The following is a 13,483-nucleotide window of genomic DNA, read 5'->3' on the forward strand; positions in this document are numbered from 1 at the left end:
AGTTACTGTAAAAAATTCCTCACCACAGCCATGACAGCCGCCATGGCCTTGCTCATTGCAAGCGCCGGCGCCCAAACGCCGCCTGCAGCCGATGGCGGGTCAGCCGCAACGGGAAAGCAGCAGACATTGGCATTGTCGGCACCGGCCCAGCCGGTGAAACTGGAACCCGGCTCCGTCACCTTCATCGGCAACGCCACGGTCATCATCCGCTATGCCGGGCTGACCATTCTGACCGACCCGAATTTCCTGCATAAGGGCGACCATGTGCATCTCGGCTATGGGTTGACGTCGGAGCGGCTTACCGATCCGGCGATCGATTTCGACAAGCTGCCGCCGATCGACCTGGTTCTGCTGTCGCATCTGCACGGCGACCACTTCGATCACCTGGTGGAAAAAAAGCTCAAGCGCGATATGCCGATCGTCACCACCGTCGACGGCGCCGCCGGACTGGAGCAACTCGGCTTCACCAACCGCTATGGCCTCAATACCTGGGATACGCTCACCGTCACCAAGGGTGATACAACGCTGCGCATCAACGCGATGCCCGGACGGCACGGTCCGCCGGTGCTGGCCGGGCTGTTGCCGGATGTGATGGGATCGATGCTGGAATTCAGTGTCGCCGGCGGGAACGGCAACGGAACGCCTCCGTACCGCATGTACATCAGCGGCGACACGCTGGTGTACGACGACATTCAGGAGATTCCGCGGCGCTATCCGGATATCGATCTTGCGTTGCTGCATCTCGGCGGCACCCGCATCCTCGGCGTGATGAAGGTGACGATGGATGGCGAGGATGGGGTGCGCATGATGCAAATCATCGCGCCGCATCATGCCATCCCGATTCATTACAACGATTACACCGTGTTCAAGTCACCACTGAGCGATTTCCAGAAAGCGGTCACCGAGGCCGGCCTGCAGGACAAGGTGACGTACCTTAAGCACGGCGATACCTACCGTTTCCGCCAGCAGAAAAAATAGGAGATCAGGCAGGCTCGACCAGCTTGAGTCCGACGATGCCGGCCAGAATCAGGCCGACGCACAAAAGGCGCGCGGTGGAGGCGGAATCGCCGAACAGGAAGATGCCGAGGGTCACGGTGCCGATCGCGCCGATGCCGGTCCATACCGCATAGGCGGTGCCGATCGGCAGCGTCTTCATTGCCAGGCCGAGCAGGCCGACACTCAGGATCATCGACAGCGCCGTGCCCACGCTGGGCCAGAGGCGGGTGAAGCCTTCGGTGTATTTGAGTCCGACCGCCCAGCCGATTTCAAACAGGCCCGCGATAAATAAAATAATCCACGCCATGTAATCTCCATGAAAAGTGATGGTCTGTGCGTCTGTGATAAGAATGAAGGATGGCGGCTATTGTAGAGGGCGGTGAACAAATGCGTTGCTATACTCGCCGTTGCGCCGGATTGATGGCCGGCAATCACGATTGCATGTTGAAAGGCAGCGATGAACATCCTGTTTTACGGCTATGGAAGCGCGGCAAGCGACTGGACGAAAACGCTCTCGCGACTGCTGCCGCAGGCAAGTATCCGCATCTGGGAACCGGGCGATGCGTCTCCCGCCGATTACCTGATCGTACGCAATCCGCCGCCGGCGATGCTCGCGGCGCGCGCCGGCCTGAAGGCGGTATTCAACCTCGGCGCCGGCGTCGATGCGCTCTTGCGGCTGCGCGCCGAACACGACTGTCCGGCGCTCGACCAGGCATTGGTCATCCGGCTGGAAGATGCGGGAATGGGCGTGCAGATGGTTGACTATGTCAGCCACGCGGTATTGCATTTCCAGCGCCGCTTTCACGAGTATGAACGCCAGCAGCGCGCCGCCGTCTGGCAGCCGTTGCCGGTCACGCCCAAGGCGGCATTCCCGGTCGGCGTCATGGGCGCCGGCGTGCTGGGAGGGGAGGTTGCAGCCGGACTTTGCCGGCTCGGCTTTCCGGTGCGTATCTGGAGCCGCACTGCCAAGGAGATCGCCGGCTGCACGAGTTTCGCCGGGTCGGAGCAGTTGCCGGCATTCGCGCAGGACCTGAAGGCGCTTGTCAACCTGCTGCCGCTGACCGCGGCAACGCGGGGCATCCTGAACACCACGTTGTTTGACCGGCTGGCCGATGGCGCCTTTCTGATCAATGTGGCGCGCGGCGCGCATCTGGTGGATGATGATTTGCTGGCCGCGATCCGGCGTGGAAAAATCAATGCCGCACGGCTGGATGTGTTCAACGCCGAGCCGCTGCCGGCCGGACATCCTTTCTGGCAGGAGCCGGCGGTTTATCTGACACCCCATACGTCGGCCGAAAACGATATGACGCAAAGCCTGGAGCAGATCGCCGACAGGATTCAGGCAATCGAAACCGGGCAGCCGGTCACCGGGGTGGTGAACTGGCAGGATGAGTATTGAACGGGCGCTTTTTTGCAAGCACGATCATGACAATACACTTCAGCGACACGCCGCAACGGGTGCTCGTCACCGGCGCGACAGGCTTCATCGGGCAACTGCTGGTGCGGGAACTGCTGGCGGACGGGCACCGGGTCATCGTGCTGACGCGTGATCCCGCGAAGGCGGCGGCCCTGCTCGGTCCGCAGGTGCGCTGCATCGCCGGCATGCAGGACCTGCCCGCGGAAGAACACATCGAAGTCATCATCAACCTGGCCGGCGCGCGTATCCTCGGCTGGCGCTGGACCGCGTCGCGCCGCCGGATATTGTTGCAGAGCCGGGTCGGACTGACCGACGGCGTCGTGGCATGGATCGCGGGGGCGCACCACAAGCCGCGTCTGCTGCTGTCGGCATCGGCGATCGGCTACTACGGTATCCAGCGGCAGGGCGACACCACTCCATTGGATGAAAACAGCCCGCCCCAACGAATATTCATGTCGGAGCTGTGCCAGGCCTGGGAAGCATCCGCACGGAAAGCCGCGGTGTACGGCGTGCAGGTGATGCAGATGCGCTTCGGCCTGGTGCTCGGCAAGGGCGGCGCGCTGCCGATGATGCTGCTGCCGATCAAACTTGGTGTCGGTGGACCGCTCGGCGGCGGGCGCCAGTGGTTATCATGGATTCATGTGCAGGATCTGCTGCGCGGCATGGCGCACCTGTGGCGCCTGAGCGAGCAGCAATCCGCCGCCGGCATGCCCGACATCGGCGGCGCCTATAACTTCACCGCGCCGGGGAGCGTGTCTCAGCGCGAATTCAGCAACATCGCCGCCGCGCTGCTGCGCCGGCCCGGCTTTCTGCCCACGCCGGGCTGGCCGATGCGGCTGGCGCTGGGCGAGCAGTCGGACCTGTTGCTGGAAGGGCAGCGCGTCGTGCCGCAGCGGCTGCAGGCGAGCGGCTTCGTTTTCCGGTATCCGGAGTTGCGCGTCGCGCTGCGCGACTGCATCGGTTGAGCCGGAGCGCAACGGGATATTTCCTGCGGCAGGCGGTCTCATCATCGGCGCATCACGAACGCAATACGACTTTTCCGGAGCCTACTTCATGCACGACTTCAAGCGACTGCTGATCCTGCTGGCTGCATGCGGGACGCTCACTGGTACGCCCGCCGCGCACGCCGCAGACGAAAACGACTTCAACGGCGCGTGGATTGCATGGATATGCCCGTCTGGTGCCAGCAGGGACTTGGGCAAGTGCGCCAATTTCGTGATCGAGCTGATCCAGAAGGACAATAAATTGTGCGGCACCCATGTGTTCGCCACGCCCGGCGCCAGCCAGATGGATGAGGGCGACGCCGCTTCGCTGACCGGCGAGATCGCCGGCAATACCGCGTCCGTCGTCGTGCTGAGCAGCAGGGTATCGCCGCCGCTGAGGGTGTCGGGCGAGCTCAAGCTGACCAAGAGCAACCGCCTGCAGTGGCGCCGCCTGGAAAATCCGTCAGGCGATCATTTGCTGCCCGAATCGGCCGCCTTCACCAAGTCGCGCAGCAAGACCCTGCGCACCGCCGCCTTCGAGCGCGACCTCCAGCTCGCCTGCGCGGCGCAGCTCACCCCGCCGCCGCCGAAGGAAGCGCCGCCCGAACCCGCATTGCGGCCCATCCCGACGGACCGGATCGAACAAACGAAATAGGGCTCAGCTCAACAGCTTCGGTTCTCCTTCCAGCACCAGCAGATACATCCCGTTTTCATCCGGGCCGAAGTAGGCCTTCGCGCGGTAATACACCTGTTTGTCCACCGGGAACGGCTCACCGACCGGTGGCATGTAGTCCAGTTCCTGGATGCCGTAATCGGTCCTTGCGCCGTCGGCTTGCTGGTGAATGATTTGAACATGCATATCGTGCGCTCCATGGTCGGTGTGGGAAACAAATAGAGTCGCCGATCGCGAAACGGTTGCAGTGATCGCAGGAATTGTTGCACCGATCCGCGATCGAATCTTCTGCTCCGCAGGGTGGTCCAATCCTGATGAAATCAAGTGGAGATTCCATGCCGACTCAATTCACAGGAGCATGCGCGTGCGGCGCCATCCGTTATGCATGCAGCGAACCGCCCCTTGGTATGTTCAATTGTCATTGCCGCGATTGCCAGCGAGCCGGCGGTGGTCCGTTCTCGCCGATGCTGGCGATGGCCGCGCATACCGTGCGTATCGACGGCGCGCCGGCGTTCTATACCGCGCAGGCGAGCGGCGGGAATCATGGAACCAGCGGATTCTGCGCTGCCTGCGGAACGCAGTTGTTTGCCAAGAATCCCGACCATCCCGATGTGCTGATGATCAAGGCAGGCAGCCTGGATGAGCCGGCCGCCTTCAAACCGGTCGCCGACATCTGGACTGTCAACGCATTGCCGTGGGTGCATTTCGATCGGCATATTCCAAAGGTGTTCAAGTCGCCGCCGGTGCTGGAAAAGGACAATCTGGTCCGGTTCTGAAAAGAAATCTTGGCGGATTTCTGCGCTCGATTGGCCGGCGTTTGTGCTAGCACAGGCATCCGTGGCCGCACGGTTGACTCCCCACAAAAAGCCCGCAGCCGGCAGCGGTTATACCTGTCATACGACATGACAAGGAGCGCGAGATGAATGACGGTGTACGACTTCCGGACTTCAATGTGCTGGTGGCACTGCACCAGCACGACCCAGAAGCCTTTGAGGCATTTCGCAGGCATTTGCTGCGCGAGGCCGTGGATTATGCGCCGGTGATTCACCGGCCCGCGTTGGAGAAATTGCTCACCCGCATAGAAACCGCCCGTGAATCGGCCGCCACGCCGATGGAAGCGGTGCTGATTGCCTCGCGCATGATGCAGGACTCGATGAACCAGCTGATGACCACCTGGGAGCATGCACAGCAAGCGGTTGCCGGGCTGCAGGCATCGCTGCTCATCGAGCGTGTGCGCAACCGGTAAACCACTTGCCGGTTTCCGGAATCCTGGGCATTATCAGCATGCAATACTTGCGTGAAACGCCCAGGACAAGCTCTTCCTGATTTCCCTTCCCAATAGCAAGCCAGCGCATGGTTTGTAAGCCAATCGCCAGTTCGTGGCTTTTTTCTTGCTTCCGGTTTACAGGGTTGTTTTCAATAGATACACTATGTAAAAGCAAAACCATGTTCTGCATTGCAGAATTGGGAATAGCTGGCATCCGGTTTCGGCGTTGCAAGTGATTCTAACGTTGCTGCAATAACCTCCTGAATGCAGCAGGCCCATCGGTCTGCAAATCGGTCCGTCGGAACGACTCCCATCGGATCACGGTATCACTCAATAATTATCAAGGAGACAGGTTGTGAAGAAACCATCATTGAAGGTTGGCGTACTCGTTCTGGGCAGTGCACTTTGGCTGGCAGGCTGCGGCGGCAGCGACGATCCGGCACCGACACCACCGGCGCCGGAAGATAAGCGCCTGCAGGACGACCGCGCCTTCGTACCACCGAATTTCACCACGGCGGCCGACTTTGAAGCCGGTGCGAACGGCGCGGCCAGCTTCCGCGCCCTGACGGACTCCACCCTTCAAACCGACCGCTGGACCGGCGTGCTGAACGGCGCCGGCTACCGGATCGAAGTGCCGAGGAACTGGAACGGCAAGCTGGTGATGTACGCGCACGGCTATGTCGGCACCGTTGCCCAGCTGGCGATCACGATGCCGTCGATCCGCCGTCACCTGATCGAAAACGGCTACGCATGGGCCGCATCGAGCTACAGCAAGAACTGGTACGACGTGCGCGCAGGCGTGGAAGACACCAATGCGCTGGCACTCAATTTCACCAAGATCGCCGCTGAAAAGGGCCGCACCCTCGCCGCACCGACCCGGACTTACATCATCGGCCATTCAATGGGCGGCCATATCGCCGGCGCAGCCGTCGAGGCGGAAACACTCGCCACCGCGAACAACAAGGTGACGTATAACGGCGCCGTGCCGATGTGCGGCGTGATGGGCGATACCGAACTGTTCGACTATTTCGCCGCTTACCAGGCTGCTGCGCAAACCTTGGCCGGCCGCGCAACGCATCCGCCCGAGCGTTTCGGCGAGATCGCCACGGAAGTCCGCAATTCGCTGTTCACCACCTTCAGCACCGTGCCCACGGCGCAGGGAGCAAGGCTGGCGGCGATCGTTCAGAACCTGACAGGCGGCGCACGCCCGGTCTTCGCACAGGGCTTCGGCAACACTGGGTTGCAGAACGTCGTGTGGGGCACGTTCGGCAGTGACGGCACCGTCAATGGCATCCTGACCAAGAGCCCGCTCGATACCCGCCGCTTCACTTACCAGCTGGACAACGATCCGGCGCTGACGGCCGACGAAACCGCGCTGAACGCGCAGATTCCGGACCGCACCGGCGATCCTGATGCAAACCGTCTGCGTCGCGACGGCCTGCGCTGGATTCCGAAGGTCAACGGCAAGTTCAATGTGCCGGTGGTCAGCATTCATACGCTCGGCGACATGTACGTGCCGTTCAGCATGCAGCAGATCTATCGCAAGCGTGCGGATGAGAACGGCAACGGCAACCTGCTGGTACAGCGCGCAATCCGTGCGCCAAGCCACTGCGACTTCACCGTGGCAGAGCAGGTCGACGCGTTCACCGCGATGATCAACTGGGCGGAGAACGGCGTGAAGCCGGCTGGTGACGATGTGATGACACCGGCGACGGTTGCCAGCCCGACCTACGGTTGTGCATTCACCCGCAACGCGGCCACAACGCCGGAGGACAGCGCGACGACAATCGGTACCCGTACCGCGATTGCGCCGATGCTGACCGCCTGCCCGGCGCGCTGATCGGTTCTTCCAGGCAGTAAGAAAACGCCCGCCTCGTGCGGGCGTTTTTCATTTGAAGCGCTTTTCTCCCCGTCATTCGTTAAATCATCATCAGAACCAAACCTGATCGAAAAAGTCTATCGGTGATAACTTTTCAAATCGGTTCATGGTTGCCGCACCTCTTCCGCACAACGAGTCACATCGTCTTCAAAATCTTGGCAGCTATCAGTTACTTGATACCCCGTATGAGGCGGTGTTCGACGAGATCGTCTCGCTTGCCGCCAGGATATGCGGCGTTCCCTATGCCGCAATTTCATTGATAGACACCAACCGGCAATGGTTGAAAGCGGTATATAAGCTAAACAATTTGACCGAAATTCCGCGCGACATCAGTTTCTGCGGTCATGCCATCCTCCAGGACGGCATCATGCACATTCCCGATGCAAGGGAAGACGAACGATTCTGGGATAACCCGCTGGTAACGGGCGAGCCGAATATCCGCACCTACGCCGGCATGCCGCTGAAAAGCGAAGAGGGCTACAACCTGGGCGCGCTCTGCGTGCTTTCCAACCAACCGGTCAAACTCAATGAAGGACAGCTTGAGTCGCTGCGGCAACTCGCCCATGTGCTGATGACCCTGTTCAAGGCAAGAAAGAAGGAGGCGCGCCTTGCCGTGCTGGGTGATGTCCTTGACCAGGTGACGGACGAGATCATCCTGGCCGACGCGCAGACGCTTCAATGCACCTATGCCAACAAGGCGGCATGCCTCGCCTTCAACTGTAATGAGGAAAACATCGTCGGGCAGAAGCTGCCGGACATGCTGCGCACGGAAACGCAGATTGATGGCGACGCGGTCACGGGCATCCTGAAAACCAGCCCGAACAAGCGGGTGATGCTGGAGCTGATCCGGCGAAGGCAGGATGCGCCGCCGGAGGACGCGGAACAGGTGATCGAGCTGCGGCTGCAACGTCTGAGCGTCGGCAAACGGAACAAGATCGTCGCCATCGGGCACGACATTTCCGAACGCAAGAAGCTTGAGAAGGTAAGGGCCGATTTGCAGGAAAACCTCGAACGGCATAACCGCGAGCTCGGCGGTGCATACGGACGACTGAGTGAAGAACTGGCGATCGCAAAAGAGATGCAATTGCGTTTCCTGCCTGCGCCGAAGTGCATCAACAAGGTGTGCTTCGACTGGATGTTCCAATCGTCCAGCTATCTCGGCGGCGACATCTTCGATTACTTTACCCTGGATGACAGTCACGTCTGCTTTTATGTGATCGACGTTTCCGGACACGGGTTGTCCGCCGCATTGCTTGCATTCAATGCGCAGCAGCAGATGTTTTCCTCGCGGGGCGACATGCTGACCCTCATACAACGGCTGGACGGCAACGTCGGCGAAGCCGCATCGCAGGTGGTGGCGGATTTCAACCGGAAATTCGGCGCCATGAAGGAAAGCAGTCTTTACCTGACGATGATCTACGGCATCCTCGATACGGTCAGCGGCGAGCTGGCGCTGGTGCAGGCAGGCCACCCGCCGCCGCTGCTGAGCGAACCGGGCAGCAGTTCCCTGAAGTCGATCGGCAACGGCGGTCTGCCGATCGGCATCCTGGATCAGGCCGAATTCGAATCCCATACCCTGCGCATGCGCCCCGGCTCCCGGCTCTACCTGTACTCCGACGGCATCCCGGATTGCCCGAATCCCGAGGAGGAATTGTTCGGGCAGGAGCGCATGGAACGCTTGCTCGAACAAACGCATGATGCGCCGCTGGCGGAAGTCCAGAGCGCGGTCGCCAATGCGCTGGCAGGCTGGCATGGAAGAAACCGTGCCTTCGGCGATGACATCACCTTCCTGACGGTCGAGTATTTGAAGAGCGACGAGCGCGGAGTGGCGCCGTCCATGCCGCATTGATGCTGCCTGTCACGGCACGATCGCCGGCCGGTCGTTGGCTGATCGTGATGATGGCCGGCATGCCGCCATGTGTCGGCGCACAGGACTGGAACAATCCTTCCATGGCGCCGCCGGGCGACGCTGCCGCGGAGGAGGCATCGTCGAAAGCGAGGATGCGTCTCGGTTTCGACTATCCCTTGCGCACCAGCGCCGGCGGCGCGACCGCGGGCGCCGGCACCCAGGGCGCGCCGGCTGTTTCCCCAACGCTGCAGGCGGAACTCAGGCTCAACCCGGCCAGCTACTGGTTCGGCAGCGTCACGTTTTACCGCTACCTGATGTCCGACCGGCAGCAACCGTGGAACCCGGACTTCACCTATTCCTTCGGCTATGACGACTGGCATCCGAATACCTTCAGCCTCGTCTACGGCAACTACACCGGCAACCGGCTGCAGCCGGAACAGGGCGAAACCGTCAGCCGCTTCCGGCAGGGCAACTGGTCACTCGGCTACAAGTTCCGCATGCCGCAGATGCTCGATCCGATCTTCAAGGCCGATGCCAGTCATGACGTGAACTGCAGTGTGAATGCCAATGTCACGCCGCGCTACACCGATCTCAGGACCTTGTCGATCCGGAAGTACAAGCATTCCCTGTCGCTCGGGTGCCGGTACATGCTGCCGAACAAGCTGTATGCGAACGCCACCCTGTTCTACTACCCCGACCGCATCCGCCAGCAGCCATGGGACCCCGATTTCACCTACGGCTTCGGTTACTTCGACTGGCGACCGGGAACGATCACCGTGCAGTACAACAACTATGCCGGCAACCGTTACGGCTGGCGTGACCCGAGCGGGCAGGGCGGCTTTCGCCGCGGCAGTATTTCCATTTCATGGTCGGCAAACTGGTGAGGCACGGTAGCGAAATGCAACGAATCATGCGCATTGTTAAAACTTATAGACCTTCAGGCAGTCAACTCTCTAGGAGCCTCGTGCTGACATTGCCATGAGGCTTCAGTCATGCGGCCTGATGAAAGGCGATACAGCCTGAATAACGATGATGCGCCTGTGCGTGCCGCAATAAAAAGAGCAGAAAACATGGAACTGATTGACGTAAAAAAAGAAGGCGATATCGCGATCATCAAGCCCATCATCAAGCGGCTGGATGCGTCGGTCGCACTGAGATTCAAGGATGCGGTACTCAAAGTGATCGAATCGGGCGAGAACGCACTCGTCCTCGACCTAGAATCCGTGCAGTTCATGGATTCAAGCGGCCTGGGTGCGATTGTGTCGGTGCTGAAATCGCTCGGCAACCGCGGCACGCTCGCCGTCTGCAATCTCAAGGGAGCAGTGCTGAGCCTCTTCAAGCTCACGCGCATGGACAAGGTCTTCGCCATCGAACCGACCCAGGCCGATGCGATCAACAGGCTGCGCGCCTGATTGTCGATACAGGAAAGCCGTTCGTGAAAGCAATGATATTGGCAGCGGGAAAGGGGACGCGCGTACGTCCGCTTACCAACGTGCTGCCCAAACCGATGATCCCCCTGATACGCAAGCCGGTGATGGAGTCCATCATCGAGCATCTCGCGCAGCACGGGTTCGATGAAATCTTCATCAATACCAGTTACCTGTCGGCCGCCATCGAGGATTATTTCCGCGATGGCGAGCGATTCGGCGTACGCATCGCCTATTCCTACGAGGGCAACCTCGAGGATGGGCGCTTCGTCGACCGGCCTCTCGGCTCGGCCGGCGGCATGCGCAAGATCCAGGATTTCTGTGGGTTCTTCGACAGCACCTTCGCCGTACTGTGCGGCGATGCGCTGATCGATGTCGACCTGACCGAGGTGCTGGCATTCCATCGTCAAAAGAAGGCGCTCGCCACCATCGTCACCAAGACGGTGCCCATCGACGATGTCAGCAAGTACGGCGTCGTGGTCACCGATGACGAAGGGCGGGTGCAGCGCTTCCAGGAGAAACCCGCGCCCGCCGATGCGGCATCGACCAACGCGAATACCGGCATCTACCTGTTCGAGCCGGAAGTGTTCGATTACATACCGCAAGGACAGGAATACGATATCGGCGGCCAGTTGTTTCCATCGCTGATCGAGCGTGCCGCGCCGGTGTATGCGCTGGCGCTGCCGTTCCAGTGGGTGGACATCGGATCGGTCACCGACTTCTGGCTGGCGACGCGGCTCGTACTGTCGGGGCAGGTGAAGGGATATCGCCTGCCCGGAACCGAAGTGCTGCCCGGCGTCCGGGTCGGCCTCGGCGTGCGCGCCGACTGGAGCAAGATCCGCATATCCGGCCCGGTCTACATCGGCAGCGGCAGCTACATCGGCGACGACGCGCTCATTGAGGGGCCTGTCGTCATCGGGCCGAACTCCGTCATCGAGCCCGGCGCGCAGGTGCGCAACAGCATCGTCGGGGAGTACACCCGGCTGTCTTCCGTGGCGGCGCTGTCGGACCGCATCGTGTTCGCCGGCAAGCTCATCGATCCCTATGGCGAGGTGATCGACATCGACGATGCCGATATCGGCTGGCTGCTCGACGATGCGCGAAAAGCCCTGGTTTACGACCCGATACATGACGCGTTGCGCGACGCCATGCAGCCAAAACCTTCTTCCGCACGTTAAAGGACTGGAGCGGTATGCCCATCAATTTGCAAGCCTCCGACGACAAGACACCGGGTGACGCCGCCGTGATCCGGCGCATGCGCTTCGTGGTGCCCGCGACGCTGGACGAGGTGCGCGCCATCGCCCAGGCGCTGCGTGCCTTCATGGCGGACTTCCTGCCGGAAGAGTGCTGCGATGCGATCGAACTCGGCGTCGTCGAGGCGCTGACCAATGTCGTCGTTCACGGCTATGCGGCGCGGGAACGGGAGTCGATGGAACTGTTGTTCGAGCAGTCGCTGTCGTCTGCCGTGGTCAGGGTGACGGATAGCGGCACGCCGATTCCCGATGAAGCATTGAAGAGCAGGAAGGGACAGGTGTTCGAGTTCGACCCGACCGATGTCGAGAATCTGCCGGTCGGCGGCATGGGGCTGTCGCTGATCAATGAATTATTCGATGTGGTGCTGTACGAGACCACCGACGGCGTGAACCGCCTGTTGATGACGAAGCGCTTCGGCACTTATGGCGGCGATGGCGAAGCGCCCGTACCGGGGCGTAGTCCTGATTCCGGAGCATAGCGAAAGGAACCAGGGTTGGATTTTTACTTCAAGCAATTCGAGCATCGCAGGCCACCGCCGCCGTTGCCCCATTCTCCCCGCAGGGAACTGCTGTGGCAGTTCCTCGCCGTCATCGCCCTGGTGCTCGGCGCCAACTACATCCGCTGGCGCTGGACCGATTCCCTTAATTTCGACGCGCTGTGGTTCGCCATTCCGCTGGCGCTTGCGGAGACCCTGGCCTATATCGGACTGGTGCTGTTCACCATCAACCTGTGGAAGGTGCGGGATTATCCCCGTCTCCCGCCACCCCGCGAAATCGGCGAATGCGCGGACAATCCGGGCGACGAGCATCGTCCCATATCGGTGGACATTTTCATCACCACGTATAACGAAGAGGAAGAACTCGTCCGCCTGTCCATCCGCGACGCGAAGGCGGTGCGCTATCCGCATCCGATCGATCTGCGCATCCATGTCCTCGATGACGGGCGCAGGCCGGCGATGCAGATGGTGGCGCAGGAAGAGGGCGTCAACTACATCACGCGTTCCAGCAACATCGGTTTCAAGGCGGGGAACCTGCGCAATGCGATGGAGCACACGAGCGGCGACTTCATCGTGATCTGCGACGCCGACACGCGGCTCTTTCCCACCTTCCTCGAGCATACGCTCGGCTACTTCCGCGATGTCGACGTCGCCTGGGTGCAGACGCCGCAATGGTTCTACGATATTCCCGAAGGCACGCCGCTGCCGGACCATCTTGCGCGCAAGGCCGGCACAGCCGGGCGGTGGTTCGGCAAGGCGGTGGAGCGGCTGGTAGGGCCGGTGCGCGTCGGCGCCGATCCGTTCGTCAGCGACGCGCAAATGTTCTACGACGTCATCCAGCGCCGCCGCAACTGGGCCAATGCGGCGTTTTGCTGCGGCGCCGGATCGATACATCGCAGGGAAGCGGTCATGCAGGCCGCGCTGCGCGCCTTCGCCATCAAGGTGGATCGCGAAGTGGAGACCTATGCGGCAAAGATCGCCGATCCGGGATTGCGGCAGGACTTCAGCGGTGCGATGCGCACGCAGATGGTGCTGGAAACCGAGTTCACGCCGTACAAGTTCCACGTATCGGAAGACATTTATACCTCCATCGTTCTGCACAACGATGAAGCGCGCCGCTGGAAATCGGTGCTCCATCCCGAGGTGGAATCGAAAATGCTGTCGCCGCAGGACCTGCTGTCGTGGATGATCCAGCGCTTCAAGTATGCGGGCGGCACGCTCGACATCTGCTTCCGCGACAAT

General features: G+C 61.0%; 16 protein-coding genes. 13 read left to right on the forward strand and 3 right to left on the reverse strand.

Features of this window, described 5'->3' with window-relative positions; translation table 11 throughout:
• Positions 1-30 precede the first annotated feature (30 nt).
• A complete protein-coding gene (locus tag VGU61_RS16375; RefSeq protein WP_326860273.1) occupies positions 31-978 on the forward strand; it encodes an MBL fold metallo-hydrolase in 948 nt (315 codons plus the stop codon).
• Positions 979-982: 4 nt separating this feature from the next.
• Here the strand turns inward: VGU61_RS16375 and sugE are convergent, their stop codons facing one another.
• On the reverse strand, positions 983-1,303 hold the full coding sequence (gene sugE, locus VGU61_RS16380) for a quaternary ammonium compound efflux SMR transporter SugE (RefSeq protein ID WP_326860274.1): 321 nt from the start codon (positions 1,301-1,303) through the stop codon (positions 983-985).
• Between the two features lie 150 nt (positions 1,304-1,453).
• Between sugE and VGU61_RS16385 the strand changes: the two genes are divergently transcribed.
• The 3 genes from VGU61_RS16385 (at position 1,454) to VGU61_RS16395 (ending at position 4,051) form a co-directional block, all read left to right on the forward strand.
• Complete coding sequence (locus tag VGU61_RS16385) at positions 1,454-2,395, forward strand: glyoxylate/hydroxypyruvate reductase A (protein WP_326860275.1); 942 nt, start codon at positions 1,454-1,456, stop codon at positions 2,393-2,395.
• Between the two features lie 26 nt (positions 2,396-2,421).
• Positions 2,422-3,378 carry a TIGR01777 family oxidoreductase gene (locus VGU61_RS16390; protein WP_326860276.1) on the forward strand — a complete coding sequence of 319 codons (957 nt, stop codon included), beginning with the start codon at positions 2,422-2,424 and terminating at the stop codon, positions 3,376-3,378.
• A gap of 88 nt (positions 3,379-3,466) precedes the next feature.
• Positions 3,467-4,051: a hypothetical protein gene (locus tag VGU61_RS16395; RefSeq protein WP_326860277.1), complete on the forward strand. Its 585-nt coding sequence runs from the start codon at positions 3,467-3,469 to the stop codon at positions 4,049-4,051.
• Between the two features lie 3 nt (positions 4,052-4,054).
• Here the strand turns inward: VGU61_RS16395 and VGU61_RS16400 are convergent, their stop codons facing one another.
• On the reverse strand, positions 4,055-4,255 hold the full coding sequence (locus VGU61_RS16400; RefSeq protein ID WP_326860278.1) for a hypothetical protein: 201 nt from the start codon (positions 4,253-4,255) through the stop codon (positions 4,055-4,057).
• A 149-nt stretch (positions 4,256-4,404) separates the two neighbouring features.
• On the opposite strand from VGU61_RS16400, the gene VGU61_RS16405 reads away from it, so the two are divergent.
• Both VGU61_RS16405 and VGU61_RS16410 read left to right on the forward strand, forming a co-directional pair.
• Positions 4,405-4,845, forward strand: a complete 441-nt coding sequence (locus VGU61_RS16405) for a GFA family protein (protein ID WP_326860279.1) — start codon at positions 4,405-4,407, stop codon at positions 4,843-4,845.
• Between the two features lie 143 nt (positions 4,846-4,988).
• Positions 4,989-5,315 carry a DUF3135 domain-containing protein gene (locus tag VGU61_RS16410; protein ID WP_326860280.1) on the forward strand — a complete coding sequence of 109 codons (327 nt, stop codon included), beginning with the start codon at positions 4,989-4,991 and terminating at the stop codon, positions 5,313-5,315.
• On the opposite strand, the gene VGU61_RS16415 is transcribed toward VGU61_RS16410, so the two are convergent.
• Positions 5,290-5,550, reverse strand: a complete 261-nt coding sequence (locus VGU61_RS16415) for a hypothetical protein (RefSeq protein WP_326860281.1) — start codon at positions 5,548-5,550, stop codon at positions 5,290-5,292. The genes VGU61_RS16410 and VGU61_RS16415 overlap by 26 nt on opposite strands.
• Positions 5,551-5,691: 141 nt before the next feature.
• Between VGU61_RS16415 and VGU61_RS16420 the strand changes: the two genes are divergently transcribed.
• From VGU61_RS16420 to VGU61_RS16450, 7 genes are all read left to right on the forward strand, one after another.
• Positions 5,692-7,176, forward strand: coding sequence for an alpha/beta hydrolase (locus VGU61_RS16420; protein WP_414691648.1), 1,485 nt, complete (start codon positions 5,692-5,694; stop codon positions 7,174-7,176).
• A gap of 145 nt (positions 7,177-7,321) precedes the next feature.
• Positions 7,322-9,064 carry a GAF domain-containing SpoIIE family protein phosphatase gene (locus tag VGU61_RS16425; protein WP_326860282.1) on the forward strand — a complete coding sequence of 581 codons (1,743 nt, stop codon included), beginning with the start codon at positions 7,322-7,324 and terminating at the stop codon, positions 9,062-9,064.
• Positions 9,064-9,948, forward strand: a complete 885-nt coding sequence (locus VGU61_RS16430) for a hypothetical protein (RefSeq protein WP_326860283.1) — start codon at positions 9,064-9,066, stop codon at positions 9,946-9,948. The genes VGU61_RS16425 and VGU61_RS16430 overlap by 1 nt, the downstream gene beginning before the upstream one ends.
• Positions 9,949-10,134: 186 nt before the next feature.
• Positions 10,135-10,476, forward strand: a complete 342-nt coding sequence (locus tag VGU61_RS16435; RefSeq protein WP_326860284.1) for an STAS domain-containing protein — start codon at positions 10,135-10,137, stop codon at positions 10,474-10,476.
• A 32-nt stretch (positions 10,477-10,508) separates the two neighbouring features.
• A complete protein-coding gene (locus VGU61_RS16440; protein WP_326860288.1) occupies positions 10,509-11,669 on the forward strand; it encodes an NDP-sugar synthase in 1,161 nt (386 codons plus the stop codon).
• 14 nt (positions 11,670-11,683) lie between these two features.
• Complete coding sequence (locus VGU61_RS16445; RefSeq protein ID WP_326860285.1) at positions 11,684-12,223, forward strand: ATP-binding protein; 540 nt, start codon at positions 11,684-11,686, stop codon at positions 12,221-12,223.
• Positions 12,224-12,238: 15 nt separating this feature from the next.
• On the forward strand, positions 12,239-13,483 hold a 1,245-nt coding region (locus VGU61_RS16450; RefSeq protein ID WP_326860286.1), incomplete at its 3' end, for a cellulose synthase catalytic subunit.

Origin of the sequence: Noviherbaspirillum sp. (genome assembly GCF_035944575.1) — a bacterium.
In the GTDB taxonomy this organism is placed as follows: domain Bacteria; phylum Pseudomonadota; class Gammaproteobacteria; order Burkholderiales; family Burkholderiaceae_D; genus Noviherbaspirillum.

Coding starts and splice junctions, on each gene's coding strand:
- VGU61_RS16375 (WP_326860273.1), top strand. CDS start 31: ATGACAGCCGCCATGGCCTTGCTCATTGCAAGCGCCGGCGCCCAAACG.
- sugE (WP_326860274.1), bottom strand. CDS start 1,303: ATGGCGTGGATTATTTTATTTATCGCGGGCCTGTTTGAAATCGGCTGG.
- VGU61_RS16385 (WP_326860275.1), top strand. CDS start 1,454: ATGAACATCCTGTTTTACGGCTATGGAAGCGCGGCAAGCGACTGGACG.
- VGU61_RS16390 (WP_326860276.1), top strand. CDS start 2,422: ATGACAATACACTTCAGCGACACGCCGCAACGGGTGCTCGTCACCGGC.
- VGU61_RS16395 (WP_326860277.1), top strand. CDS start 3,467: ATGCACGACTTCAAGCGACTGCTGATCCTGCTGGCTGCATGCGGGACG.
- VGU61_RS16400 (WP_326860278.1), bottom strand. CDS start 4,255: ATGCATGTTCAAATCATTCACCAGCAAGCCGACGGCGCAAGGACCGAT.
- VGU61_RS16405 (WP_326860279.1), top strand. CDS start 4,405: ATGCCGACTCAATTCACAGGAGCATGCGCGTGCGGCGCCATCCGTTAT.
- VGU61_RS16410 (WP_326860280.1), top strand. CDS start 4,989: ATGAATGACGGTGTACGACTTCCGGACTTCAATGTGCTGGTGGCACTG.
- VGU61_RS16415 (WP_326860281.1), bottom strand. CDS start 5,550: ATGCCAGCTATTCCCAATTCTGCAATGCAGAACATGGTTTTGCTTTTA.
- VGU61_RS16425 (WP_326860282.1), top strand. CDS start 7,322: ATGGTTGCCGCACCTCTTCCGCACAACGAGTCACATCGTCTTCAAAAT.
- VGU61_RS16430 (WP_326860283.1), top strand. CDS start 9,064: ATGCTGCCTGTCACGGCACGATCGCCGGCCGGTCGTTGGCTGATCGTG.
- VGU61_RS16435 (WP_326860284.1), top strand. CDS start 10,135: ATGGAACTGATTGACGTAAAAAAAGAAGGCGATATCGCGATCATCAAG.
- VGU61_RS16440 (WP_326860288.1), top strand. CDS start 10,509: ATGATATTGGCAGCGGGAAAGGGGACGCGCGTACGTCCGCTTACCAAC.
- VGU61_RS16445 (WP_326860285.1), top strand. CDS start 11,684: ATGCCCATCAATTTGCAAGCCTCCGACGACAAGACACCGGGTGACGCC.